The sequence below is a fragment of the Streptomyces sp. NPDC030183 genome, from assembly GCF_055573455.1.
The window spans coordinates 33,549-59,233 of sequence record NZ_JBVIBK010000010.1 but is presented as its reverse complement, the minus strand read 5'-3'; the positions used below and the strand labels follow the sequence as shown (position 1 = coordinate 59,233).

22 protein-coding genes are annotated in these 25,685 nt (G+C 71.2%); 13 read left to right on the top strand and 9 right to left on the bottom strand.

From position 1 onward, the window contains the following. The first annotated feature begins 234 nt into the window (after window positions 1-234). The 8 genes from ACZ4Z2_RS14020 to ACZ4Z2_RS13985 all read left to right on the top strand — a co-directional run bounded on the left by ACZ4Z2_RS14020 (window position 235) and on the right by ACZ4Z2_RS13985 (window position 10,593). Window positions 235-1,398 (top strand): mandelate racemase/muconate lactonizing enzyme family protein, encoded by a 1,164-nt coding sequence (locus ACZ4Z2_RS14020; RefSeq protein WP_468075592.1) that lies wholly within the window; start codon window positions 235-237, stop codon window positions 1,396-1,398. Further along, window positions 1,395-2,417 (top strand): zinc-dependent alcohol dehydrogenase, encoded by a 1,023-nt coding sequence (locus ACZ4Z2_RS14015; protein ID WP_468075590.1) that lies wholly within the window; start codon window positions 1,395-1,397, stop codon window positions 2,415-2,417. Before ACZ4Z2_RS14020 ends, ACZ4Z2_RS14015 begins: the two co-directional genes overlap by 4 nt. Window positions 2,418-2,538: 121 nt before the next feature. Continuing rightward, complete coding sequence (locus ACZ4Z2_RS14010) at window positions 2,539-3,507, top strand: hypothetical protein (protein WP_468075588.1); 969 nt, start codon at window positions 2,539-2,541, stop codon at window positions 3,505-3,507. A gap of 154 nt (window positions 3,508-3,661) precedes the next feature. Continuing rightward, window positions 3,662-4,774: a multiple monosaccharide ABC transporter substrate-binding protein gene (gene chvE / locus ACZ4Z2_RS14005; protein WP_468075586.1), complete on the top strand. Its 1,113-nt coding sequence runs from the start codon at window positions 3,662-3,664 to the stop codon at window positions 4,772-4,774. 38 nt (window positions 4,775-4,812) lie between these two features. Then, window positions 4,813-6,363, top strand: a complete 1,551-nt coding sequence (gene mmsA, locus ACZ4Z2_RS14000) for a multiple monosaccharide ABC transporter ATP-binding protein (protein ID WP_468075584.1) — start codon at window positions 4,813-4,815, stop codon at window positions 6,361-6,363. Beyond that, window positions 6,360-7,604, top strand: coding sequence for a multiple monosaccharide ABC transporter permease (gene mmsB, locus ACZ4Z2_RS13995; RefSeq protein WP_468075582.1), 1,245 nt, complete (start codon window positions 6,360-6,362; stop codon window positions 7,602-7,604). Before mmsA ends, mmsB begins: the two co-directional genes overlap by 4 nt. A gap of 64 nt (window positions 7,605-7,668) precedes the next feature. Further along, window positions 7,669-8,733: an aldose epimerase family protein gene (locus ACZ4Z2_RS13990; protein ID WP_468075581.1), complete on the top strand. Its 1,065-nt coding sequence runs from the start codon at window positions 7,669-7,671 to the stop codon at window positions 8,731-8,733. Between the two features lie 165 nt (window positions 8,734-8,898). Continuing rightward, entirely contained in the window at window positions 8,899-10,593 is a 1,695-nt protein-coding gene (locus ACZ4Z2_RS13985) for a pyridoxal phosphate-dependent aminotransferase (protein ID WP_468075579.1), read from the top strand. A gap of 113 nt (window positions 10,594-10,706) precedes the next feature. On the opposite strand, the gene ACZ4Z2_RS13980 is transcribed toward ACZ4Z2_RS13985, so the two are convergent. The 5 genes from ACZ4Z2_RS13980 to arfA form a co-directional block, all read right to left on the bottom strand. Further along, window positions 10,707-11,675 (bottom strand): calcium-binding protein, encoded by a 969-nt coding sequence (locus tag ACZ4Z2_RS13980; RefSeq protein WP_468075577.1) that lies wholly within the window; start codon window positions 11,673-11,675, stop codon window positions 10,707-10,709. 160 nt (window positions 11,676-11,835) lie between these two features. Beyond that, on the bottom strand, window positions 11,836-12,324 hold the full coding sequence (locus tag ACZ4Z2_RS13975) for an ATP-binding protein (protein WP_468075962.1): 489 nt from the start codon (window positions 12,322-12,324) through the stop codon (window positions 11,836-11,838). Window positions 12,325-12,636: 312 nt separating this feature from the next. Continuing rightward, window positions 12,637-13,905, bottom strand: a complete 1,269-nt coding sequence (locus tag ACZ4Z2_RS13970) for an ABC transporter substrate-binding protein (protein ID WP_468075575.1) — start codon at window positions 13,903-13,905, stop codon at window positions 12,637-12,639. A 236-nt stretch (window positions 13,906-14,141) separates the two neighbouring features. Next, the gene (locus ACZ4Z2_RS13965; protein WP_468075573.1) at window positions 14,142-14,600 is read right to left on the bottom strand and encodes an RrF2 family transcriptional regulator; all 459 of its coding nucleotides are present in this window, start codon (window positions 14,598-14,600) and stop codon (window positions 14,142-14,144) included. Window positions 14,601-14,690: 90 nt separating this feature from the next. Continuing rightward, on the bottom strand, window positions 14,691-16,205 hold the full coding sequence (arfA, locus tag ACZ4Z2_RS13960; RefSeq protein WP_468075571.1) for an arabinosylfuranosidase ArfA: 1,515 nt from the start codon (window positions 16,203-16,205) through the stop codon (window positions 14,691-14,693). A 280-nt stretch (window positions 16,206-16,485) separates the two neighbouring features. On the opposite strand from arfA, the gene ACZ4Z2_RS13955 reads away from it, so the two are divergent. The 3 genes from ACZ4Z2_RS13955 to ACZ4Z2_RS13945 are packed head-to-tail and all read left to right on the top strand — an operon-like array spanning window position 16,486 to window position 19,354. Next, complete coding sequence (locus ACZ4Z2_RS13955) at window positions 16,486-17,124, top strand: transcriptional regulator (protein WP_468075570.1); 639 nt, start codon at window positions 16,486-16,488, stop codon at window positions 17,122-17,124. Next, window positions 17,121-17,957 carry a toxin-antitoxin system, toxin component gene (locus ACZ4Z2_RS13950; protein WP_468075568.1) on the top strand — a complete coding sequence of 279 codons (837 nt, stop codon included), beginning with the start codon at window positions 17,121-17,123 and terminating at the stop codon, window positions 17,955-17,957. Before ACZ4Z2_RS13955 ends, ACZ4Z2_RS13950 begins: the two co-directional genes overlap by 4 nt. Further along, the gene (locus ACZ4Z2_RS13945) at window positions 17,954-19,354 is read left to right on the top strand and encodes an MAB_1171c family putative transporter (RefSeq protein WP_468075566.1); all 1,401 of its coding nucleotides are present in this window, start codon (window positions 17,954-17,956) and stop codon (window positions 19,352-19,354) included. The genes ACZ4Z2_RS13950 and ACZ4Z2_RS13945 overlap by 4 nt, the downstream gene beginning before the upstream one ends. A 67-nt stretch (window positions 19,355-19,421) precedes the next feature. On the opposite strand, the gene ACZ4Z2_RS13940 is transcribed toward ACZ4Z2_RS13945, so the two are convergent. The 4 genes from ACZ4Z2_RS13940 to ACZ4Z2_RS13925 all read right to left on the bottom strand — a co-directional run bounded on the left by ACZ4Z2_RS13940 (window position 19,422) and on the right by ACZ4Z2_RS13925 (window position 22,863). Continuing rightward, a complete protein-coding gene (locus ACZ4Z2_RS13940; RefSeq protein WP_468075564.1) occupies window positions 19,422-20,279 on the bottom strand; it encodes an SMP-30/gluconolactonase/LRE family protein in 858 nt (285 codons plus the stop codon). Then, entirely contained in the window at window positions 20,276-21,049 is a 774-nt protein-coding gene (locus tag ACZ4Z2_RS13935; protein WP_468075562.1) for an IclR family transcriptional regulator, read from the bottom strand. Before ACZ4Z2_RS13935 ends, ACZ4Z2_RS13940 begins: the two co-directional genes overlap by 4 nt. Window positions 21,050-21,399: 350 nt before the next feature. Next, a complete protein-coding gene (locus ACZ4Z2_RS13930; protein ID WP_468075560.1) occupies window positions 21,400-22,641 on the bottom strand; it encodes a PucR-like N-terminal domain-containing protein in 1,242 nt (413 codons plus the stop codon). 3 nt (window positions 22,642-22,644) lie between these two features. Then, window positions 22,645-22,863 carry a hypothetical protein gene (locus tag ACZ4Z2_RS13925; RefSeq protein WP_468075988.1) on the bottom strand — a complete coding sequence of 73 codons (219 nt, stop codon included), beginning with the start codon at window positions 22,861-22,863 and terminating at the stop codon, window positions 22,645-22,647. A gap of 357 nt (window positions 22,864-23,220) precedes the next feature. Here ACZ4Z2_RS13925 and pgfA point away from each other — a divergent pair, with 357 nt between their 5' ends. Next, window positions 23,221-24,198 carry a cell envelope lipid trafficking protein PgfA gene (gene pgfA / locus ACZ4Z2_RS13920; RefSeq protein ID WP_468075558.1) on the top strand — a complete coding sequence of 326 codons (978 nt, stop codon included), beginning with the start codon at window positions 23,221-23,223 and terminating at the stop codon, window positions 24,196-24,198. 292 nt (window positions 24,199-24,490) lie between these two features. Continuing rightward, window positions 24,491-25,642: a glycosyltransferase family 4 protein gene (locus ACZ4Z2_RS13915; protein ID WP_468075556.1), complete on the top strand. Its 1,152-nt coding sequence runs from the start codon at window positions 24,491-24,493 to the stop codon at window positions 25,640-25,642. Window positions 25,643-25,685: the final 43 nt, after the last annotated feature.

Genomic DNA, 25,685 nt, shown 5'->3' with positions numbered 1-25,685 from the left:
TATTTGGCGCGCCGGTGACCTTGACAGACGCCCCTGTGAAGGTTCTGTAGGAACCTCGTGTACTGGCGGGTCAGGATGGCTTAATGCCTGATCATCGCCCACCTTCGGGACCTTCGCGACAGACCGTTGTGCGTTCGACCCATTGACACTCCGACCGGGTCGTCCTTACTGTCGCGCCAGCATTTCGAACGAGCTTCGAAATTTCGAACAGACCGATAAAGGACAGGGAGCACCGTGCGCATCACGGGAATCAGCACACACGTGGTCGGAACGCCGTGGCGGAACCTGACCTACGTCCAGGTGCACACCGACGAGGGGCTCACCGGAGTCGGCGAGACCCGCATGCTGGGCCACACCGACGCCCTGCTCGGCTACCTGCGTGAGGCAGAGGTCAACCACATTCTCGGGTCCGACCCGTTCGCTGTCGAGGATCTCGTCAAGCGAATGAAGTACGGCGACTACGGCCGGGCCGGCGAGATCGTGATGTCCGGCATCGCCGTCATCGAGATGGCCTGCTGGGACATCAAGGGCAAGGCCCTCGGCGTCCCGGTGTGGCAGCTGCTCGGCGGCAAGGTCACCGACAAGGTCAAGGCGTACGCCAACGGTTGGTACACCACGGAGCGCACGCCCGAGGCGTACCACAAGGCCGCGAAGGGAGTCATGGAGCGCGGCTACCGGGCGCTCAAGATCGACCCCTTCGGCACCGGCCACTTCGAGCTGGACCACGAGCAGAGCCTGTACGCCGTCTCGCTGATCGAGGCTGTCCGGGACGCCATCGGGCCGGACGCCGAGCTGATGCTGGAGATGCACGGCCGGTTCTCCCCGTCCACCGCGGTCCGACTGGCCAAGGAACTGGCCCCCTTCAAGCCCGCGTGGCTGGAGGAGCCGGTGCCGCCGGAGAACTTGAAGGCGCTGGAGAAGGTCGCCGCCAAGGTGGACATGCCGATCGCCACGGGCGAGCGCATCCACGACCGGATCGAGTTCCGGGAGCTCTTCGAGAGCCAGGCCGTCGACATCATCCAGCCGGACCTCGGCCACATCGGCGGCATCTGGGAGACCCGCAAGCTGGCCGCGACCGCCGAGACCCACTACATGCTGGTCGCGCCGCACAACGTGGGCGGCCCGGTGCTGACCGCCGCCTCGCTCCAGGTCGGCTTCACCGCGCCGAACTTCAAGATCCTGGAGCACTTCAACGACTTCGCGGACGCGGACATCAAGAAGGTCATCAAGGGCGCCCCGCAGGTCGACCCCGAGACGGGCTGCTTCCACCTCTCCAACGAACCGGGCCTGGGCGTCGAACTGGACGTGGACGCGGCGGCGGAGTTCCCGCAGCAGCAGGCCCGGTTCGACCTGTGGGCCGAGGGCTGGGAGCAGCGCAAGCCCAAGGGGACCCAGTGACCACCTCGCCCGACGCGGCCACCGCTGTCGTCATCGAGGCTCCGGGCGAGCACCGGCTCGTCCCGCACGAGCCCCGGCAGCCCGCGGCGGGCGAGGCACTGGTCCGTGTCCACGCCTCCGGGATCTGCGGCAGCGACCGCGAGGTGTACCAGGGCAACAGGCCCGAGGGGTACGTCCGTTACCCCCTCGTCCCGGGTCATGAGTGGTCCGGGACGGTGGTCTCCGTCGGCGACGGTGTGCCTTCGAGTCTCGTAGGCCGCAAGGTCGTCGGCGAGGGCTTCCGTAACTGCCAGGTGTGCGACCGCTGCCACTCGGGCGAGACCACGCTGTGTTCGGCGGGGTACGAGGAGACCGGCTTCACCCAGCCGGGCGCCATGGCCACCACGCTGACGCTCCCCGCCCGCTTGCTGCACGTTCTCCCGGACGACTGCGATCTGACGGCGGCTGCGCTGCTGGAGCCGGCGGCGTGCATCGCGGCGGCCGCGCTCAAGGCCAACGCGGTCCCCGGGGAGCGGGTGGCCGTCGTGGGCACCGGCACCCTCGGAATGTTCGCCATTCAGTTCTTGAAGGCGGCCTCGCCGGCGGAGCTGCTCGTCGTGGGCACCCGCCCGGACCGTGCGGAACTGGCCAGGCGGTTCGGCGCCTCGGACTTCCGCACGAAGAGCGAGGAGCTGCCCGGCGACTTCGACGTCGTCATCGAGACCGCCGGTTCCGCGGACGCGGCGGTCACCGCCGCCGCCCTGCTGCGGCGCGGCGGGCGGCTGGTCCTGACGGGCATCCCGGCCGCGGGCGCGGACGGACTCGACCCGACAGACCTCGTCGTACGGCAACTGGAGGTGCACACCGTGTTCGGGGCACCGCCGGACGCCTGGGCGCACACGGTGCGGGTCTTCGGAGCCGGGCTCCTCGATCCGCTGCCGCTCGTCACGCACGAACTGCCGCTGCGCGAGTTCCCGGAGGCCATCGAGTTGGTGGGGTCCGGCGACCCGAAGGTCGGAAAGGTCCTCCTGCGGCCGTGACACACCCCTGAGTCGTACGCCGGTACGGATGTACCTGACTACTCCGTACCGGCGTACCCCCAAGATCTCTGTGCGAAGAGCCGCGAACTCCGTCCGAAATATCGAACATGAAGGACAGCTTGTGACCGACACCAACGCTCCGGCGCCCCGCCGGCCCGGCGAGCAGGCGCTCGCCGCACTCGGCCTGGACGCACCCGCTCTCGACCCCGCCGACGCCTCCCCGCACTCCTTCCCGGGCGGCGGCCGCTGGCGCACCGAGGTGCCCTCCGTGGAGGGCCCGGAGGCACTCGGCGTGGTCCTCAAGGAGGCCTCGCGGCTCGACGTGCCGATCCACCGGATCAGCCAGGGCAGCGGTGTCTGGATGCTCACCGACGCCGAGATCACCGAGATGGTGGAGGCGACGGCCGAGCGGGACATCGAGCTCTGCCTGTTCACGGGCCCGCGTGGCACGTGGGACATCGGCGGCTCCACCCGTACCGACTCCAAGGGCGGCGGGCTGCGCGCCCGGGGCCACGACGCGGTCGCCGGCTGTGTCGAGGACGCCGTGCGCGCGACCGAGCTGGGCGTGAAGTGCCTGCTCGTCGCCGACGAGGGTGTGCTCTGGACGCTGCACCGCGCCCGTGAGGCGGGCATCCTGCCGGCCGACACCACCTTCAAGGTCTCGGCGCTCATCGGCCCGGTGAACCCGACCGCGTACGCCGTGTACGAGAACCTCGGCGGCGACTCGATCAATGTGCCGAGCGATCTGACGCTGGATCACCTCACCGAGATCCGACGGGTGTCGGCCGCTCCGATGGACATGTACATCGAGGCGCCCGACGACCTCGGCGGCTACGTGCGGATGTACGAGGTCGCCGAGCTGATCCGGCGCGGCGCGCCGATCTACCTGAAGTTCGGCCTGTCGAAGGCGCCCGGGATCTACCCCTACGGGCACCACATGCGCGACCTGACGCTGTCCACCGCCAAGGAGCGGGTGCGGCGCGGTCGGCTCGCTCTGGATCTTCTGGCGCGGCACGGGGCGGACGGCGACATGGCGCCGCTCGGCACGCGCCTGCCGGGAGACCTGAAGCGATTTAGTAATCCCGCATAACGAACTGGCTAACTGTCTTCACAGAAGAAGACGCAGTCACACACAATCCCCCACATCTTCTTCTGGCGTCCTCTCGGCTCCTCCCTCGCTCGCGAAAGCGCCGTCCTCATCGCCAGAACGTTCCAGGCACCGAAAAACATCAAGGATGATGATCATGCGCACTCGTCGAGCCGCTCTCGCCGCGATAGCCTCCGCCGCCTCCCTCGCCCTGACCCTGTCCGCCTGTGGCCAGAGCAGTGAGGGCGGCAGCAAGGAGGAGGGTGGCAGCACCAAGGGCGCCACCATCGGCATCGCGATGCCGACCAAGTCCTCCGAGCGCTGGATCGCCGACGGCAACAACGTCGTCGCCAACCTGGAGAAGATGGGCTACAAGACCAAGCTGGTCTACGGCGAGGACGACCCCGACCAGCAGGTCGGCCAGATCGAGAACCTGATCACCCAGGGTGTGAAGGCCCTCATCGTGGCCGCCATCGACAACAAGTCGATGAACAACGTGCTCCAGCAGGCCAAGGACGCGAACATCCCGGTCATCTCCTACGACCGCCTGATCCTCGGCACGCCGAACGTCGACTACTACGCCTCCTTCGACAACGAGAAGGTCGGCGAGCTCCAGGGCGACTACATCGTCAGCAAGCTGGGTCTGAAGGACGGCTCCAAGAAGGGCCCGTTCAACGTCGAGCTGTTCGCCGGCTCCAACGACGACAACAACACCCGCTACTTCTTCCAGGGCGCCATGAACGTCCTGCAGCCCTACATCGACAAGAAGCAGCTCGTCGTCAAGTCCGGACAGACCAAGCTCACCCAGGTCACCACCCTGCGCTGGGACGGCGGCACCGCCCAGAAGCGCATGGACGACATCCTGACGTCCACGTACAAGAGCGCCCGGGTCGACGCGGTCCTCTCCCCCTACGACGGCATCTCCATCGGCATCCTCTCGGCGCTGAAGTCGGACGACTACGGCTCCAAGAGCAAGCCGCTGCCGATCGTCACCGGCCAGGACGCCGAGGTCGCCTCGGTGAAGTCGATCATCGCCGACGAGCAGTCGATGACCGTCTACAAGGACACCCGCGAGCTGGCCAAGGTCGCCTCGAACATGGTCGACGCGCTGCTGAACAAGAAGAAGCCCGAGGTCAACGACACCAAGACCTACGACAACGGGTCCAAGGTCGTCCCGGCGTACCTGCTGGAGCCGGTCAGCGTGGACAAGGCCAACTACAAGGAGACCGTCGTCGACTCCGGCTACATCAAGGAGAGCGACCTCAAGTAATCCGGCGGAACCCGAACCACTGATTGGAAGGCACGACCATGGCGGGACCCGTCCTGGAAATGCGCTCGATCGTCAAGACCTTTCCCGGCGTCAAAGCGCTGTCGGACGTCACCCTGACCGTCCAGCAGGGCGAGGTCCATGCCATCTGCGGCGAGAACGGCGCCGGCAAGTCGACCCTCATGAAGGTCCTCTCCGGCGTCCACCCGCACGGCAGCTACGAGGGGGACATCCTCTTCGAGGGCGAGACCTGCGAGTTCAAGGACATCAGGGCCAGCGAGCAGCGCGGCATCGTGATCATTCACCAGGAGCTGGCCCTGGTGCCCTACCTCTCCATCGCGGAGAACATCTTCCTCGGCAACGAACACGCCTCGCGCGGGTTCATCAGCTGGACCGCGACGCTGAAGCACGCGACGGAGCTGCTGCGCCGTGTCGGCCTCGACGAGCACCCGGACACCCGGGTCGCCGACATCGGGGTGGGCAAGCAGCAGCTCGTCGAGATCGCCAAGGCGCTGTCGAAGGAGGTGAAGCTTCTCATCCTGGACGAGCCGACCGCCGCCCTGAACGACGAGGACAGCGGCAAGCTCCTGGATCTGATCCTGGAGCTGAAGAAGCAGGGCATCACCTCGATCATCATCTCGCACAAGCTGAACGAGATCCGCAAGGTCGCGGACTCGGTGACGATCATCCGGGACGGGCAGACCATCGAGACCCTCGATGTGAAGTCACCGGAGACCACCGAGGACCGGATCATCAGCGGGATGGTCGGCCGGGACCTGGAGCACCGCTTCCCGGAGCGCACGCCGCACGAGCCCGAGGAGGGCGCGGCCCCCGCGCTGGAGATCCGCAACTGGACCGTCCACCATCCGATCGACCAGCAGCGCAAGGTGGTCGACGACGTGTCGCTCCAGGTGCGGCGCGGCGAGATCGTCGGTATCGCCGGGCTCATGGGCGCCGGCCGCACCGAACTCGCGATGAGCGTCTTCGGCCGGACGTACGGCCGGTACGCGGGCGGCACGGTCCTCAAGGACGGCCGGGAGATCCGGACGAAGACCGTCCCCGAGGCCGTGAAGAACGGCATCGCCTACGTCACCGAGGACCGCAAGCACTACGGCCTCAACCTCATCGACACCATCAACCGGAACATCTCGCTCAGCGCGCTGGGCAAGGTCGCCAAGGGCGGTGTGGTCGACGAGCACGGGGAGCGGCAGGTCGCCGAGGGCTTCCGCAAGTCCATGAACATCAAGGCGCCGACCGTCTTCGAGCCGGTGGGCAAGCTGTCCGGCGGCAACCAGCAGAAGGTCGTCCTCAGCAAGTGGATCTTCGCGGGGCCGGATGTGCTGATCCTTGACGAGCCGACGCGCGGTATCGACGTCGGCGCCAAGTACGAGATCTACACGGTCATCGACAAACTGGCCGCCGAGGGCAAAGCGGTCGTCTTCATCTCCTCCGAGCTGCCGGAACTGCTCGGGATGTGCGACCGCATCTACACCATGGCCGCAGGGCGGCTGACAGGTGAGTTCCCGCGTGCGGAGGCCACGCAGGAGTCGCTGATGCGTCAGATGACTAAGGACAAAGAGGTAACCCGATGAGCACGGAAGTGACCGCCAAGAGCCCGGCCCCCGCGCCGCCCGGCAAGACCGGGGCGGCGGCGGGCGGGGGTCTGCTCCAGCTGATGCTGGACGGCATGCGCCGCAACATGCGCCAGTACGGCATGCTGATCGCCCTCGGCCTGATCGTGGCGCTGTTCGCGGTGTGGACCGAGGGTGACCTGCTGCTGCCGCGCAACGTCTCGAACCTGGTGCTGCAGAACAGCTACATCCTGATCCTCGCGATCGGCATGATGCTGGTCATCATCTCCGGGCACATCGATCTCTCCGTGGGTTCGCTGACCGCGTTCGTCGGGTCGATCGCCGCCGTGTTCATGGTCAACAACGACATACCGTGGCCGCTGGCGGTGGTGCTGTGTCTGGCCGTGGGCGCCGTCGCGGGTGCCGCGCAAGGGTTCTTCATCGCGTATCTCGGGATACCGTCGTTCATCGTGACCCTGGCGGGCATGCTCGTCTTCCGTGGTCTCACCGAGATCTTCCTGGAGGGCCAGACCCTCGGCCCGTTCCCCGAGGGCCTGCAGAAGGTCGCCAACGGCTTCCTCCCGGAGGTCGGCCCGGAGACGAACTACCACAACCTGACGCTGCTGATGGGCTTCGCCGTCATCGCGTTCGTGGTGATCCAGGAGTTCCGGGACCGGCGCCGGCAGCAGGAGTTCGCGCTCGACGTGCCGCCGATGAACCTGTTCGTCCTCAAGCTCGTCGCGATCGCCGCCGCCCTGCTCGTCGTCACCATGCTGCTCGCCAGCTACAAGGGCGCCCCGATCGTGCTGCTGATCCTCGGCGTGCTGGTCGTCGGCTTCGGCTACGTGATGCGCAACGCGATCATCGGCCGCCACATCTACGCCATCGGCGGCAACCTGCCCGCGGCGAAGCTGTCCGGTGTGAAGGACAAGAAGGTCGTCTTCCTGATCTTCCTCAACATGGGCATGCTGGCGGCCCTCGCGGGTCTGGTCTTCGCCGCCCGCTTCAACGCCGCCTCGCCGAAGGCGGGCCTCAACTTCGAGCTGGAGGCGATCGCGGCCTCGTTCATCGGCGGCGCGTCGATGAGCGGCGGTGTCGGCACCGTCCTCGGCGCGATCATCGGTGGCGTCGTCCTCGGTGTGCTCAACAACGGCATGAACCTGGTCGGCATCGGCACCGACTGGCAGCAGGTCATCAAGGGCATGGTGCTGCTGGCGGCGGTCGGGTTCGACGTGTGGAACAAGCGCAAGGGCGGTTCCTGACGGAACCCGCAAGGGGGGCCTCGCCTGCGGGCGGGGCCCCCCTTTCCCATGAGAGGAGCATCCGGTGCAGGAGAAGCATCCGGTGAAGGACGTCTTCGGCAAGCTCGCCGACGGCACCGAGATCCACCGCTGGTCACTGGAGAACGGCGGCACCCGGCTGCGGGTCCTGTCCTACGGCGGGATCGTGCAGTCCCTGGAGGTCCCGGACCGCGAGGGCCGGCACGCGAACGTCTCCCTCGGCTTCGACACCCTTGAGGAGTACGTCGCCGACTCCCCCTACTTCGGCGCCCTGATCGGCCGGTTCGGCAACCGCGTCGGCGGGGGCCGGTTCACCCTCGACGGCACGGCGTACGAGCTGTCCGTGAACGACGGTGACAACAGCCTGCACGGCGGTGCCGGCGGCTTCGACAAGTCGGTGTGGGACGTCGAACCCTTCGTTCAAGGCTCGAACGTGGGTCTGCGTCTCTCCCTGACCAGCCCCGACGGTGAGATGGGCTACCCCGGCACCCTGCGGACCGCGGTCACCTACACCCTCACCGACGGGGGCGACTGGCGTATCGACTACGAGGCCACCACCGACCGGCCGACCGTCGTCAACCTCACCAGCCATGTCTACTGGAACCTCGCGGGCGAGGGCAGCGGCTCCGCCCACGACCACGAGCTGGAGATCGCCGCCTCCCGCTACACGCCCGTCGACGCCGGCCTCATCCCCACCGGTGAGCCGGCCGAGGTGGCGGGCACGCCGTTCGACTTCCGCCGCGCCAAGCAGATCGGCGCGGACGTCCGCACGCGGGACCAGCAGCTTCTGTACGCCAAGGGGTTCGACCACAACTGGGTCCTGGACAAGGGGAGGACGGCCGAGCCGGAGTGGGCGGCGACGCTGCGCGACCCGTCCTCCGGCCGGACGCTGACGCTCTCCACCACCGAGCCGGGGCTCCAGTTCTACTCCGGGAACTTCCTCGACGGCACGCTCGCCGGACCGTCGGGGCGGATCTACCGGCAGGGCGACGCCGTGTGCCTGGAGACCCAGCACTTCCCGGACTCGCCGAACAAGCCGTCGTACCCGTCGACGGTGCTCCGGCCGGGGCAGACGTACCGCTCGACGACGGTCCACTCGTTCGGGGCGTGAACACGGCGGCACACAGAACATTCACGCTTTCCGGCCAACTTCACAGTGGTTGAACGGCGTCACTCCGCTCTCCGTATGTAGGGGCGGCCCGCGCTCCCCCGCGCGGGCCGCCCTTAGTCGTCGGACCCGGTCGTGCCCCACGGGTCCGCCCCCTACGGAGGTTCCATGGCCGACAACGTCACCTCGTTGTTCCGCAGCACGACGGCGCACAGCCCTTCGATGGCGGCGCTGACGCGTGAGGGCGGCGAGGGGGTCGGCCCGGTGGACTTCTGCATACCGTGCAACCCCTACTTCCCCACCCCGGCGATGTTCGACGAGATGGCGGGCAAGCTGCGGGACATCATCACGTACTACCCGAGCAGCGCCGACACCATCACCGCCGAGCTGTGCAATCTGCTCCAACTGCCGCCGCAGTGCGTGGCGATGGGCAACGGCTCGACCGAACTCATCACCTGGATCGACCATCTGCTGGTCAGGGAGTCCCTCGCCGTCCCCGTCCCCACCTTCGGCCGCTGGACCGACCAGCCGATGGAGACCGGCAAGCGCGTCGACATGTTCCCGCTCCAGGAGTCCAGCGGTTTCGCCCTGGACCTCGCGCAGTACGCCGAGTTCATCCGGGCGCGCGGCACGAGGGTCGCCGTCGTCTGCAACCCGAACAACCCCGACGGCGGCTTCCTGCACCGGCACGCGCTGGTGCAGTTCATGGACGCGATGGCCGACCTGGACCTGATCGTCATCGACGAGTCGTTCCTGGAGTTCGCCGACGCCGAGTCCGAGCCGAGCACCGTCCAGGACGCGGTGATGCGGCCCAACGTGGTCGTGCTGCGCTCGCTCGGCAAGAACTTCGGGCTGCACGGCATCCGCTTCGGCTATCTGGTCGCCAACCCGGCACTCGCCGGGAAGGTCCGCTCGATGCTGCCGAAGTGGAACCTCAACTCCTTCGCGGAGCACGTGGTGTTCATGCTGAAGAACCACGGCCCCGAGTACATGGAGAGCCTGCACCAGGTGCGGCGCGACCGCCTGGACATGGCCCGTCAGCTCTCCGCCCTCCCCGGTCTGACGGTGTACCCGTCGCAGGGGAACTTCCTCTTCGTGCGCCTGCCCGTGGGCGCCGAGGGCACCGTGGTCCGCGACCGGCTGCTCACCGAGCACCGGATCCTGGTCCGCGAGTGCGGCAACAAGGTCGGCTCGTCCAGTCGCTTCCTGCGACTCGTGGTCCGGCCCCAGGTGGATGTGCGTCGCCTGGTGTCCGGCCTGGAGTCGGTTCTCTACGGGTCCAGGAGGGGAGCCGCCGTACCCGAGTTGGGCACCGGGACCAGCTACAGCTCGGGTACGGCGGCCGTGGACCGGTTGATGAGCGAGACCAACGGCGCCGGCATGGCGGGCCTCGCCGCGCAGGCCACCGGCCCCGTGGGCATGCCGGGCATGTCCCCGATGCCGACCCCGGCCCCAATGCCGGCCCCGGTCCCGATGCCGGCCCCGGCCGCCGCCCAGATGCCGACGCCGGTCCCCGCGCCGGCGCCCGCTCCCGCGCCGGCGCCGGCGCCCATGCCGACCCCGATGCCGGCCCCCGTTCCGGCCGCCGCCGCGCCCATGCCCCAGGGGCCGTCGATCCCCTCCATGCCCAACGTGGCCTCCATGCCGGGCCTCCCGGGCATGGCGCCCGCCCCCGCCACCGGGCTGGAGCCGGTCGCCCAGACAGGCATGCCCGGCATGGCCACCGCGGCCGCCAACCGCCGCGCGATGGGTGCCGCCCAGGGCCTCACCGCCGCCCAAGTACGTGGCCGTACGGCCCCCGAGGAGCAGCCGGAGCCGCTGGGCTGGCCGGCGGCGGGGGCGGTCTACAACCAGGTGGGCTGACCCGCCACCCGTGAACCCCATGGGGCGACGCCCCCGGCAGACCCTCGTGGCCTGTCGGGGGCGTCGCCCTGTGTGTCGGTTGTCGCCCTGTGTCTCAGTCGGCGCCCTGTGTCTCAGTTCTGGTGGACCCTGTCGCGGCCCGGGCCGCCGGAGAGGGTGTCCCTGCCGGCGCCCCCGTACAGCGTGTCGTCGCCGCTGTTGCCGTACAGCCTGTCGTCGCCCTGGTCGCCGTACAGCCGGTCGTGGCCCTTGCCGCCGTGGAGGACGTCGTCGCCGGCCCTGCCGCGCAGGACGTCGTTCCCGGAGTCGCCGAACAGGGTGTTCCGGTCGAGGTCCTCGCTCGGCGCGCCGGTGAGGGTGTCGTCGTCGGCCCCGCCGTGGCACTCGTACGCGCACCCGGTGAGGACGTCGTCGCCCCGCCCGCCGAACGACCCGAGGCCCCACACTCCCCCGCCGCCGTGGATGCGGTCGTCGCCGTTCTCCCCGTGCAGCACGACCGAGCCGTTGCCGCGCAGGACGTCCTTGCCGTTCCCGCCGAAGACCGAGGCGTACGCGGAGTTGTCGGCGGCGATCGTGACGGTGTCGTCGCCGTCGCCCACGCCGACGTCGTAGATGTCGGAGTCGTCGGACCCCATCGGGACGGGCACCGCGCACTCGGCGACGGTACGGTCCCCCGGCTTCGGGTACGCGCACTCGCGGGCGCCGAGGGTGATCTCGTACCGGTCGTCGAAGGTCAGCACGTAGTCCGCCTCCCATTCCGACCGCGGCACGATCCGCGCGGACACGGTCAGCCGATTGGCCTGCCCGGGCGCCGCCTTGAACCACAGCTCCCCCTTGTCGTGGACCAGCGAGGCGGCCGGCTTCGGGGCGGCGTGGGCGGCGGGCGCGGCGAGCAGGGCGCCGCCGAGGGTGAGGGCGAGGGCGAGAGCCGTGGAGACGGCGACGGTCCTTGCGGGCGCGGGCGCGGGCGCGGGTGCGGGCGCGGGTGCGGGTGCGGGCGCGGGTGCGGGTGCGGGTGCGGGTTTGAGTTTGGGCGCGGGCGCGGGCGCGGATGTGGGCGAGGTGCTGCGGTGCGCGAACATGCGGAGTACCCCCCGGGCGGGATGAGCGAGGTCGTGCTGCGGTCGATCGGTACGACCGCGGACCGATGGCGCGGGTTGTGCGCGAAAGCCCGGCCCGGCGGGTCCCGGACGGGGTTTCATCCCCGAGCCCCTCCCGGGCGTCCGGGAGTTCACCGCGCGTTCAGGTCAGGCGGACCGCCAGGGTCACCTCGGTGCCCGCTCGCGTCGTGTCGGTGGTGACCGTCAGGCGGTCGGTGACCAGATGGGCCAGCCAGAGGCCGCGGCCCCGGCAGCCCTCGGTGAGGCCGGGGAGGAGTTCGGGGATGGCCGGGACGAAGCCGGGGCCGTCGTCGGTGATCCGGCACTCCAGCTCGCCCGGGAGCCGGCGCAGCTCCAGCCGGCCGCGGCCCCCGGCGTGCTCCACGGCGTTGGCGGCGATCTCGCTGACGGCGAGGGTGAACTCGCCGAGCCGTACGCCGCCGAGGCCCGCGGCGGCCGCCGTGTCCTCGACCAGGGCCCGCACCTGGGGCAGGTTCTCCCCGGTGAAGTGCCGTTTCAGCAAGAGTGCTTCCCGGCGGTGCGGCGGGCCGGCGGAGGGGCCGCCCGGACTGCTCATCGCGCCGGTCGCTCTGGTCGCTCTGGTCGCGCCGCTTGTCTTCCCGCCCGGCATCGCGGCCGCCTCCTCTCGATGGGGGTCGAAGGGCCCGGGCACGGGGCGCTGGGCGTCAAAGGCGAACTGCCGCACGCCGCCCACGCTAACCGTGCTCGCCCGATGAGTACCCAGGAGATCGAGAGGGCATTGTGCCTGGTCGGAACCGTACGAATACGACCGAAGCGTGATCGTTTCCGCTCGACCTCGGCTGATCGGTTTCCGTCCGCCGATCAGGGCGGCGGAGGAGCCGGGCCGGGAGGCCAGGCCGGGCCGGGAGGCGGGGCGAGGGGCCGGGCCGGGGAGCGGGGCGGGGCGGGGCGGGGCCGTGGCCTACTCGGCGGTCTTGGTGACCGTCGCTATCGACTCCAGTACCGTCCGCGGGTTGCCGTTCGCCTTCACCGCCCCGCCGATCCGCTGGCGGATGGCCGCCGCCACCTTGGACCAGTTGGTCTCGGCGACGGGGTAGAGCCGCAGGTTCTGCAGGGTGTCCAGGCCGCTCCACAGGGCCTTGTGGCGCTTGTCCGCGCGCATCGCGTCGGCGGCGGTCGTGGTGACGGGCAGCAGCTCGTACTCGGCTGCCTGCTCGGTCACGTACTTGTCGCCGTAGAGGAAGTCGAGGAACTGCCCCATCGCCTCGCGGTGGTCGTCGTTCTTGAAGGCGACGATCCAGTCCGCGGTGCCCATGGCCGGCGTGGCCCTGCCGTCGCGGCTAGGGAGCGGGACCGACCCGTAGGGCACGGAGTCGGAGGAGTCCTCGATCTGGCGGATCAGCGACAGCGGGCCGTTGACCATGGCCGCGTCGCCGCGCAGGAATGCCTGGACGGCGTCGTCGCGGTTCAGCTCCCCGGGCGCGACCGGGCCGGTGAGACCCTCGCCGACCAGTTCGTCCTTGAGCCAGGTCAGGGTCCGCACATTGGCCGGGGAGGCGATGTCGTAGCTGTTGGAGTCGTCGGTGTAGCCGCCGTCGCCGGCCAGCAGCCACATCAGCGTCTCGGCCTCGGCCTCCTCCGGGCCGAGCGGCACGGCGATCGGGTACTCCACGCCCTGGGCCTTGAGCGCGCGCGCCGCCGTCAGCAGGCCGTCCCAGCTCTTCGGGGGCTCCAGGCCCGCCCGGGCGAACAGGTCCTTGTTGTAGTAGAGCAGCCGGGTGCTCGCGGTGAACGGCAGCCCGTACTGGACCCGGTCCATCTCGCCGGCGTCCGTGAGGCTCGGTACGAAGGATGCCTGCACCGGCACCGACAGCACTTCGTCGGCGCTGTAGAGCAGGCCCTGGGCGGCGTACTGCGAGTAGCCGTCGGTCTGCACGATGTCGGGTGCCTCGCCCCGCTCGACCAGTTCGGCGACCTTCTCGTCGACCTCGTCCGGGTCGTACACCTCGACGTTCACGTCGATGTCGGGATGCTCGGCGTTGAAGGCGAGGACGAGCCGGTCCCAGTAGCCCTCGGAGTTCTTGTGCACGTTGTCGCCGTAGTTGGTCGCGACGACGGTGAGGGAGACCCGACCGGAATCGGCGTCCGCGTCCCCGCCGCAGCCGGACAGCCCGGCCGAGAGCGTCAGCACGGCCGTGGCCGCCACGATCATCCGGGCCTTGTGGCGCACGGTTCCCCCACTTCCAGCACTTCCGGCACTTCCGGCACTTCTCGCGGTTCCAGCACGCGGGACGCGTCTGTACGTATATACGGACCTCGCCCGCACGTGCTCACGTTCGGGCTTGATCGTATGGTGCGTGCCGGCGCCGCACGGGCCGGGGGCGTTGCGTTTTGATTCCAAGGCTGTGACGCGCGGGCCCCTGGCGATCCGGCGGGGCGAGCCGTTCGCCGACGTCGACACGCCGGTTACGGGTTCTCCCAGGCCGCCGGTTCCGCGGCCAGGGACGTCACCGGGGCGGGCAGGGTGCCGGTGGCGAGGTCGGCGATCGTGACGCCTTCCAGGATGCGGCGGACGTTGGCGCGCAGGGCGATCCACAGGGGCAGCAGCGGCTCGGCCGAGCCGGTGTAGGTGAGGCCGGTGGGTCGCTCGCCGCGTACGGACACGATCGGTCCGTCCACCGCGCGGATGACATCGGCGACGGTGATCGCGGCCGGGTCCCGGGCGAGCCGGTAGCCGCCGCTGCCGCCGCGGCGGCTCGTCACGAGCCCGCCGCGGCGCAGGTCGCCGAGGATGCCTTCGAGGAACTTGTGCGGGATCTCCTGCACGGTCGCGATGACCTCGGCCTTCACCGGGTCGTCGTCCCGCCGTACGGCGAGCTCCAGTACCGCGCGTACGGCGTAGTCCGCCCGTGCAGAGATCCTCATGGCCACATTGTCGGCCACGCGGAGCACGCCGGGGGACCCGCCTCGACGCCCGCCGGAAGCCTCCGCGAGCCCTCTGGGTGCTCCCGGCGCTCAGCCGAGGCGGATCATGTTCCAGGACAGCGGTTCGAGGGCGGTCCGGAGGACGCCGCCCTCGATGGTCGTCCCCCCGCCCGTGTGCGGAACGACCCGCTCGGGGTCCGTGAGCGTGTTCCGGGCGTCGGGGTCGGCGTCCGCCAGCACGCTGTGCTCCACCACCCGCGTCAGGTCCAGCCCGTTCAGCGCCACCTCCAGCGGCAGCGCCTCCGTACGGCTGCGGTTGACCGCGAACACGGTCACCGACCCGTCCTCGGCCCGCACCGCCGTCGCGTGCAGCAGGTCCGCCTCCCCGTACTTCTTCGTCTCGTACGTCGGCGAGTCCACCCGTACGTCGAGGACCCGGCCGCGGCCGTACTGCGCGGCCTGGGCGAACGGGAAGAAGGTCGTCTGCCGCCAGGCGGGCCCGCCGGGCTCGGTCATGATCGGGGCGATCACGTTGACGAGCTGGGCGAGGCAGGCGACAGTGACGCGGTCGGCGTGCCGGAGCAGCGCGATCAGGAGGGAGCCGAAGACGACGGCGTCCAGGACGCTGTAGTTGTCCTCCAGGAGGCGGGGCGCCTCCGCCCAGTCCCGGGTCTCGGAGTTCTCGATCTCGTGCCACTTCGAGATGTACCAGACGTTCCACTCGTCGAAGGAGAGGTCGATCCTCTTCTTCGACTTGAGCTTCGCGCCCACGTGGTCGGCGGTGGCGATCACGTTCTCGATGAAGGACTCCATGTCCACGGCGGAGGCCAGGAAGGAGTCGACGTCGCCGTCCTCGGGCTGGTAGTAGGCGTGCAGGGAGATGTAGTCGACGAGGTCGTACGTCTCCTCCAGGACCGTCGCCTCCCACTCGGCGAAGGTCGGCATGGACTGGCTGGAGGAGCCGCAGGCCACGAGTTCGACGCCCGGGTCGATCTGGCGCATCGCGCGGGCGGTCTCGGCGGCGATCCGGCCGTACTCGGTGGCGGTCTTGTGGCCGGTCTGCCAGGGGCCGTCCATCTCGTTGCCGAGGCACCAGAGCCTGATGCCGAAGGGGTCCTTGTCGCCGTGCGAGACGCGGAGGTCCGACAGGGCGGTGCCGGCGGGGTGGTTGGCGTACTCCTGGAGTTCGAGGGCCTCGGCGACGCCCCGGGTGCCGAGGTTGAGGGCCATCATGGGCTCGGCCTGCGGGCCGACCTTCTTCAGGAAGGCGATGTACTCGGAGAGGCCGAAGCGGTTGGTCTCCGTGGAGCGCCAGGCGAGGTCGAGGCGGCGGGGGCGGTCCTCGACCGGGCCGACGGAGTCCTCCCACTTGTAGCCCGAGACGAAGTTGCCGCCGGGGTAGCGGATCGTGGTGACGCCCAGCTCGCGGACCAGCTCCAGGACGTCGGTACGCAGGCCCGCCTCGTCCGCCGCCGGGTGGTCCGGCTCGAAGATCCCGGTGTACACGCAGCGGCCGAGGTGCTCGACGAAGGAACCGAAGAGCCGGGGACTGACCTCGCCGATCTGGAAGGCGGGGTCGAGGGTGAAGCGGGCTGTGCGGGCCATGGACGTCCTTCACGTTCGACATGACGAATGCTGATCGTTGATCCGAACGGGACGTTATGTTCGGCGATGGGCAGAGTCAATGGGGGGTCCACGCGGCGGGCGGGCGGGAGTGCGGGAGTGCGGGCGGGGAGCACACTCGCCCGCACGCCCGTTGCCTGCACGCCCGTAGCCCGTCGTCCGTCGCCCGCACGCCCGTCGTCCCTCGAACGATCGTTGGGCCGTTTTCAACGATCGTTGGATTTCCGTGGTGTTCGCCCCATCGGGCACGTAGGGTCTGGCCGTGCCCGACCTCCCCGTACCGCTGCCCCGGACCCTCGCCCGCCTCGACGCCCTGGCCGCCCGGACCGGCACCGATCGGGGGCGGTTCCTCGATGTGCCCGCCCTCTCGGAGCGCACCGCGCTCGGCGAGGACGTGGTGCGGACCCTGATCGACGGGGGCGAACCACCGGGCGACCGGATCGACGACCGGGTGCGCGGACGGGTGCGGGCGCTGCACACCGCGCACCTCGCGCGCAGCGGCAAACGCACCGTCGACGTGTGCAAGGAGGTCGCCGAGCGGCTGTCGATCAGCCCGGAGTGGGCCCGGCAGCTGCTGCTCGGCAAGAAGATGCCGAACGTCCCGGACCTCACCGAACTGGCCGCGTTCTTCGGGGTCGAGGAGGGCGTCCGGTTCTTCACCGACCCGGCCGCCGCCGTCCTGGACCGGGAACTGCGCCGGGTGCTGGAGGGCATGGAGGGCACCGAGGGCCTGGAGGGGGGCGGGGACGAGGGGCCGCTCGTCGAGTTCTCCACCCGGCACGGAGTCGTCACCCTCGCGCTGCGCGGCGGGCGGATGACTCTGACCCGCCGCAAGCAGGAGGCCCTCGCGGTGATGCTCGAAGGGTTGCTCGGCGTCGACGAGGAGGAGCCCGGCACATGAGCCGTCGTGAACCGGGCGGCGCACGGCCGCGCGGGTCGACCGGGGCCGCCCCCGCGCCGACGGGCGTCCTCGGCCGGGTGCGGGCCGCCTTGCTGCCCGCCCGGCCCGCCGCCGAGCGGCGCAGGCTGACCGCCGGGCTCGCCAAGGCCGTCCGGGCGCGGCTGGACGGCCCGGTGGGCGTACGGGAGCTGGGGGCGGCGCTGTGCGCGGAGATGAGCGCGCGGCGCGGCGGGCGGCCGGTGGAGCTGCGGTTCGAGCGGTTCCCGGACGAGATCGAGGTGACGGGACTGTGGATGGAGTTCCCCGACTTCGACCTGGTGATCGTCGAGGAGCGGGCCGCCCCGGTGCAGCAACTGGTGATCCTGGGACATGAGTTGTGGCATCTGTATGTGGGGCACAGCCATCACCGGGTGCCGGGCACGGACGCCGCCGCGCCCTCGCCGCCCGCTGGAAGGGGCGGACCGGACGGGCCGGGCGGACCGGGGGGACCCGGCGGACCGGGCGGACCGGGGGGACCCGGCGGACCGGGCGGGCCGGGGGGACCCGGTGGGTCGGGCTGGCTCGGGTCCGCCCTCACGGTCGCCGCCCGCAACGGCTCCCACGCCTCGGCCGAGCAGGAGGCCGAGGACTTCGGCCACCGGCTCGCCACCGTTCTCCGCCCCTGGGTGGACACCGGGCAGGACGACCCCGTCGGTCCCGCTCCCGGCCGCCCGCGGCAGGGCGGCCCGGCTCCCGGCGCCCCCTCCCCCGACGGGCCGGCCGGCCGGGCGGACGCGGACCCGGTGCGGCAGGCCATCCAGGCGTCCCTCGGCTATCGCGGGCGGCGCGGATGAGGGGGGCCGCCGTGGCCGCGACGACGACCGGCGCCATGAGCCCCGCCGACTTCTTCGGCGGGCTGTACATCTCGTTCTGGATCCCCACGGCCGTCCTGACCGCCGCGCTGGTGATCAAGCTGCCCAGCATCGTGAAGCTGTGGAAGGACCCGCTGCTGCGGGCGGTCGGCGGGCTGCTGCTGCTCGCGTGCAGCGTGTTCCTGTTCGCGGTGCCGTCGGTCATCGCCTGGACCAACCGGGTCGTGGGCGTGCCGAACATCGCCGCGCCCTGGGTGTACTCCCTGATCACCGCGTACTGCGCGGCCTGTCTGCTGCTGATCGTCACCTGGCGCCACGGCCCGCCCGACCGCTCCGCGACCACCCGCCGCGCCACGCGCTGGGTCGTCACCGTGTACGCGGCGGTGATCGTCGTCCTGTGGGTGCTGTTCGCGCTGGCGGACGTCCCCCGGGAACGGCTGCGCGACCTCGACACGTACTACGCCACCACGCCCTTCATGCGCGAGGAAATCCTCCTCTATCTCGCCGCGCACACCGCGGCCTGTCTGATCACCTGCCATCTGATCCGCAGCTGGGTCCGCACCGCCGGCCTGGACCTGTGGCTGCGCGGCGGTCTGAAGGCGCTCGGGATCGGCTACGCGCTCAACCTGGTGTACGACGCCTCGAAGCTCACGGCGCTGGTCGCCCGCTGGACGGGGCACGACCTGGACTGGCTGAGCACCCATGTGGCGCCGCCGGTGGTGGCCGTGGCGGCGATCTTCATCGCGGTCGGCTTCATCCTGCCGCACGGCGGCCAGTATCTGCACGAGCGCTGGCGGGTGCGGGTGGGCCACTGGCGGCTGCGGCCGCTGTACCTGCTGACGCGGACCGTCAACGACTCCGGTGTGCCCTTCGCGCTGCGCGCCACGGCGGAGCTGCGCCTCACCCGCCGCGAGACCTTCATCCGCGACGCCCTGCTCCAGCTCGCCCGCCACGTCGACGACGATCTGCGCCGCCGCGCCTACGCCGGGGCCCTCGCCCTCGGCCACGCTCCGGGCCGGGCGCGGGCGCTGGCCGCCGCGGTGACGATCCAGCAGGCGGTGGCCGCGCGGAAGGCGTCGCCCGATCCCGGGCCGCCGGCGGTGTCCCTGGCCTCCGGGCCGCTGATCTTCCCCGGTATCACGGCCGCCCCGGACCACCCGGTCTACCCCGAGTTCACCGTCTCCTCCGACCTCACCGAGCTCCTCCAGGACATCGACGCGGTCTCCTGGGCGCTGCGCCGCCCCGCGGAGCTCGACGCGGTCCGCACCCTCGCGACCCGCCCGGCCGGCGCGACCGGCCCCACCGCCCCCGCGGACCCGACCGGCCCGACCGGCCCCGCGGCCTCCGCCGCGGAGAACAGCGTGTCCGCGCACGAGTGACGGCCCGCCGGCCCACCGGGGTACAGGTGGGTCGGCGGGCCGTCGGCGAAGTCGGTCGCCGGGGCGCTCAGCCCGCGAAGGCGGGTTGAGCGAGGCCCTTGCCCGCGCCCGGCACCACCAGCAGCGAACCCGACAGCGGATGCGGGTTGTCGGTGCCGACGCGGGCCGTGGTGATGTACAGGTCGGTCAGGTCGGCGCCGCCGAACGCGCAGGCCGTGGGCCGGGGCGTGGGCAGGTGCACGACCCGGTCCAGTTCGCCGGACGGGGTGTAGCGGCGGACGGCGCCGCCCTCCCACAGGGCGACCCAGACACAGCCCTCGGCGTCGACGGTGAGACCGTCGGGGAAGCCGTCGCCCTCCTCGATGGTGACGAACGGCCGCCGGTCGACGGGAAGCCGGACGCCGTCGGTCTCCACGTAGTCGAAGACGTCGATGCGCCGGGTCGGCGAGTCGATGTAGTACATCAGCCGCCCGTCCGGGCTCCAGCCGATGCCGTTGCTGACGGCGACGTCGTCGAGGACGGGCTGCGCGAGGCCGTCGGCGGTGAACCGGGCGAGGGTGCCGCCGCCCGGGGCCTCGTCGTAGCGCATGGTGCCGGCGAAGAGGGAGCCGTCGGGGGCCACCGCGGCGTCGTTGGCGCGGCGGTCGGGGACCGGCTCGTGGTGCAGCCAGCGGAAGCCGCCGTCGGTGTCGCGCAGCCCTACGCCGTCCCGCAGGTTCAGGACGAGGCCGCCGCCGGCGCGGGGCTTGGCCGCGCCGACGTGCTGCTCGGTGACCAGGATGGTGCGGCGCCCGGAGACCGGGTCGAAGGTGTAGACCCGGGAGCGGAGGATGTCGATCCAGATCAGCCGCTGGGCGTCGGCGTCCCAGGTGGGACCCTCGCCGAGGGTGGCGTACTCGCGTACGGCGATGTCGTACGTGCTCATGCCACGCTCCGGTACCCGAGGCGCTCGGACAGATCCGCGGCGCCCTTGGCGGCCAGCTGCTCCAGCTCGCCGCGGCGGTCCTCGCTCCAGCGGATCATGGGAACCGAGATGGAGATCGCGGCGACGACCTTGCCGGTGCGGTCGCGGACCGGGGCGGCCACGCAGGAGACGTCCGGGTTGGACTCGCGGTTCTCCACGGCGAGACCCCGCTCACGGATCCGGGCCAGGGTCTCGCGCAGCGCGGCCGGGTCGGTGATGCTGTTGGGCGTCATGGCGACCAGGTCGGCGTCGTCCGGGATCCGGGCGTTCAGCTCGGCCTCGGGAAGGGAGGCGAGGAGCATCTTGCCGACGGAGGTGCAGTGCGCCGGGAGGCGGCGGCCCGCGGCCGAGACCATCCGGACGGCGTGCGTGGAGTCGACCTTGGCGATGTAGATGACGTCCGTGTACTCCAGGATCGCCACGTGCACCGTCTCGTCGCAGGTCTCGGCGACGGAACGGGCGACCTGCTGGCCCTCGGCGGCCAGGTCCAGCTGCTCGGCGTAACGGCTGCCGAGCTGGTACGGACGGACCCCGAGGCGGTAGCGTCCGGGCTGGCCCTGGACGGACACGATGTAGCCACGGGCGGCGAGCGTGGTCACCAGCTCGTGCACGGTGGTGCGCGGCAGCTGGAGCTTGCGCACGATGTCGGGGGCGGAGAGTGTTCCGTCCCCGTCCAGGAAGAGCTCCAATATGTCGAGCGCCCGGGTCACGGCAGGTACTAGGCGTCCCACGGTCGGCCCCCTCCCTTGTCTCTTCGTTCTCTGTAGCGGCTGTGTTCGAAATTTCAACAGTCGATCGGCATGACGAACACAGGCTAATCAACGCCGTGCGGGCGGGCAATGGCCGAGAACACCCGGCGTTTCCCGGGATGTACGGCAGGGCAGGGCCTTTCCACACGAAGGGGACAGGCAGGGACGCCCTGGCGCGGGTCATCCGCAGCCGGGCGGGGCCGTCGGCCACAGCCGGGCCGGGCCCTCGGCCACAGCCGGGCGGGGCCGGCCGCAGTCGGGCAGGGCCCTCGGCCACAGCCGGGCGGGGTCGGCCACAGCCGGGCGGGGGTCTCAGCGTCTGGCGCGCTCCGTCAGCGTCGGCCGCGCGGGTCGCCCAGCTCACCCCGGAGCCGTTGCGCCCTGAGGACCAGCTCCAGTTCGAAGCGGCGGTCGGGGTCGTCGATCTCGTCGCCCCACAGTTCCCGGATCTGGCGGAGGCGGTAGCGGACGGTCTGGGGGTGGACGCCGAGCCGGGTGGCGACCTCGGGGGCGCCGCCCCGGGTCTCCAGCCAGGCCAGGAGGGTCTCGGCGAGGCGGCGCCCGTGGGTGGGGCCGCAGTGGGCGAGGGGCGCCAGGCACCGTAACGCCAGGTCGTCGATGAGTTCCTCCGGCTGGAGGAGGACCAGGGCCTCGGTGTGCTCGGTGCAGTGCAGCACCTCCCCGGCGGGCAGCAGCCGCCGTTCCATGAGGCGCACCGCGGCCTCCGCCCAGCGCAGTGACTTCGCCGCCTCCGCGAGCGGCACCGGCGGCCCGATCGCGCCGGACCATCCGGTGAGGGCCCGGTGGAGGAGTTCGGGGCGCCCGGCGGCGTCCGGTTCGGGCACGACCATGCGGGGCTGCTCGTACTCCATGTCGAGCAGGACGCCCTGGCCCACGGCCGGGGCCATGGCCTCGCGGGCGGGCCGCAGCAGGACGCCGACGGCGACCTTCTCGGGCAGGGGCCAGCCGATCCGGGCGGCGCGTTCGGTGAGCGCGTCCGCGGGGTCGCCCCGGTGGTGCTCGACGAGGAGCAGCTCCATGAGGCGCCGCTGGAGCCTGAGCCGTTCGCCGGCCTGCCGGGCCGCCGCCTCCGCGTAGCCGCGCACCGACTGGTCCACCAGCCCGTCGAGGTACTCGTATCCGGCGTCGACCAGCTCGTACATCGCGGGCGGCGGGATCTCCACGCGCTGGCCGATCTCGGCGAAGCGGCGCCAGGCGAGGCGCACGCCGAGGCGGTAGATCGCCTGGAGGGAGTCCAGGCTGCGGCCGTGCAGACCCTCGCCCCGGCCGAACTCCTGGAACACGCCGGGAGGCACCCGCGGGCGGCCCTCCGCCGTCTGGAGGTGCTGGACGAAGACCTCGATGGCGCGGCGGATGCCGATGAGCGCCATCGGCTCGCCGGAGTCGTCGAGGACGACCGGCAGATGGGGGTACTCGCGGCGGATCTCGCCCAGGATCTCCTCGGCGAGGGCGGGCGCCTCGGCCATGGCGATCGCGGCGAACTCCCGCACCTGGTCACGAGGTACGTCGTGCCAGGCGGAGCGGACTGAGACGGTTCCCGGGCGCCCGGTCACGCCTCAGCGCTCCTGACCGGCGTTCTCGTAGGTGATGAGCGGGGTGTTCGGCTGGTCCGGGGTCGCCTCCAGCAGCGCGACGACGCCGAACGCGGCGCCCACGGCGAGCGCGGCGGCGGCCACCATGGTGAGCGCGGCGGCCAGCGCGCGGCGCGGAAGTCCCGCCGTCCACCCGGAGGGCGGGCCCGGCGGCGTCTGGTGCGTGGTCTCGGCGTGCGGCATCGCAGGGTCAGCCTCTCGGTCGAAAGGTCGGCCCCACCCAGGGCACCCCGCACCCCGGGACCTCCTGACGGCCCCGGACCTCGCCCACCTCGCCGGGGCGTGCTGACGGCCCCTCGGCCGGTCGTCCGTGGCGGACGACGGCTCCGGCCCAGTGTCAGCAATGCATTGACACTGCGTCAAGACTCCGCCTACGGTTCCCGGCCCATACGTCACGCGCACCTTCCCCCTTGGCGTCGCCCCTTCCGAGACGCCTAGGGGTGTTCTGGAAGTCACGCACCGGACACCGCGGGCACCGCACTGGACTTCCAGAACACCCCCTGCCCGAGTCGCACCTTCCAACGCCCCTGGAGTGCCCGGATGCGCCGTACCGCCTCACCCCTGTCCCTGGTCCTGCTGGGCCTCGGCACCTTTTTGCTGGTCCTCGCGCCCCTGCTGGCCTGGTACGTGGAACCACGGGCCGCGGTGAACCCGATCGACATCGACACGACCGCCGTCTACACCGGCACGGGCAGCGTCTTCGACGTGGAGCAGGTGCGGACCGTGCCGGACCAGAAGATCACCGTGACCCAGCGGGTACGGGGCAATGTGGCCGAAAGCGAACGCAGCGGGGCGGCCGTGTGGGACGTGATCACCAGCGTCGACACGGACAGGTCGCTGCCGGCCGCCGACCCGCACGACGCGCTGGACTTCACCCCGCACCGCTGGGTCAGCGACCGCAGGACCAACCGGCCGGTGCACTGCTGCCAGGAGAAGCCGTACATCGAGGGCGAGGCGTACCTGAAGTTCCCCTTCGACGTCCAGGAGCGCTCCTACCGCTGGTGGGACAACACGCTCGGCGCGACGGTCACACTCCGCTACGAGGGCCGCAAGAAGATCCGGGGCTACGAGGGGCTGCGCTTCACGGCGAAGGTTCCGGCCACCCGGACCGGCACGCGGATGGTCCCCGGCGCCCTCGTCGGCGAGCCGGCCCGGCCGCAGGTGCCGGCCGAGGAGTGGTACGCCAACCACGGGCTCGAACTCGTCGTCGACCAGGCCACCGGCCGTGTCCTGTACGCGCGGACCGGGCCGCGCCGGACCCTGCGGGCGCCGGGCGGGACGGAGGACGCGGTGGTGCTGCTCGACAGCCGGAAGCTGGCGTTCACCGCGAAGACGCAGGAGTTCGCGGTCGAGCAGGCGGAGCGGGACAGCGGACTACTGCGTCTGGTGGGGCGGACGCTGCCGGTCGGTGCCGGTGTGGTGGGGTTCGTCCTCGCCGTGACGGGGGCCGTTTTGGTCATGCGCGGCAGGCGGCGTCCCGATACGTCCGAGTCGCCCCAGGATCCGATCACGATGTGACAGGGCGTCAGTTCAATAAACCCCGGAAATTGTCACGCCGGTGAGTAGCAGCTTCGAAACTCTCGGCGAAAACTATCCACCCCACCCGAGCACAGCACACCCGTACCCCGTTTCCGACCTCGCTCCCGCCCAGCACGACCGGACCCCTCCCCGACCCGGACCGTCCCCCCACATCCCCACGCACCCCCACCCCCACCCCCACCCCCACCCCCACCCCCCACCGGAACAACCCTCGCAGCGAACCTCCTCCTCCCCCGCTGAGTTCCGCACCCCGAGACGAGTTGGAGCACCCATGCCCCAGCACGTGCCGTTCTCGCTGGTCGACGCGTTCCCGCGCGGCGTCCGGCACGCCCCGGCGGGCGCCCCACCGCCACGCCGGATCGTTTTCCTCGCCCGCCGTGACCTCGGTAATCCGGCGGCGGGGGGCTCCGAGCTCCTCGTCCACCGGCTCGCCGAGGGCCTGACCGGACTCGGCCACCAGGTCACCCTGCTCTGCGGGGGGCCGGCGGCCCTGCGCGACTACCGGGTCGTGTCCGCCGGTGGCGACCTGAGCCATCACTTCCGGGCCAGACGCACCCTCGCCCGCCAGGTCGGGGACTGCGACCTGCTCGTCGAGGTGTGCAACGGCATGCCGTACCTGACGCCGCTGTGGCACCGCGGGCCGACACTGTGCCTGGTCAACCATGTGCACACCGATGTGTGGCAGATGCGGTTCGGCGGGGCGCTGGCGCCCGTGGCCCGGCTCGGCAGAAGCCTCGAACACTGGGCGCTGACCGGCGCGCAGCGCGGCAACCTGGTGGTCGCCGTCTCCTCGTCCACGGCGACGGCGCTGCGCGCGATCGGTGTGGACGGCGAACGGATCCGGGTCGTCCACAACGGCGTCGAGGAACCGGGGCCGCGCGCCGAACGGTCGCCCGAGCCGCTGTTCGTGGCCGTCGGACGGCTGGTCGAGTACAAGCGGATCGATCTGCTGCTGCGGCTGTGGGAGCGGGTCAGGCCGGTCACCGGCGGGCGTCTGGTCATCGTCGGCGACGGGCCGGAGCGGCAGCGGCTGGAGGCGATGGCCGGGCCGGGCGTCGAGTTCGCCGGGCATGTCCCCGAGGCCGAGAAGCACCGGCTGCTGTGCGCGGCCTGGCTGCTGCTGCACCCGTCCGCCATGGAGGGGTGGGGGCTCGTCGTCACCGAGGCCGCGGTGCGGCAGACGCCGTCGGTCGCCTTCGACGTGCCGGGGCTGCGGGACTCCGTCGTGGACGGGGAGACCGGGGTGCTGGCCCGGGGCGAGTCGTCGTTCGCCGCGGCCTGGTGCGCGCTCGCGCTGTCGGCGGACCGGCGTTCGCGGATGGGGAAGGCGGCGCGGGAGCGGGCGGCGCACTACCGGTGGGGGCACACGGTGCGGCAGTTCCGGGCGGTGGCCGCGGAGGCGGTGCGGGGTTGGGGCTCTTGAACGCGCGACCCGGTGCCCTGAAGGATCCGTCCCTGCGGCGGTC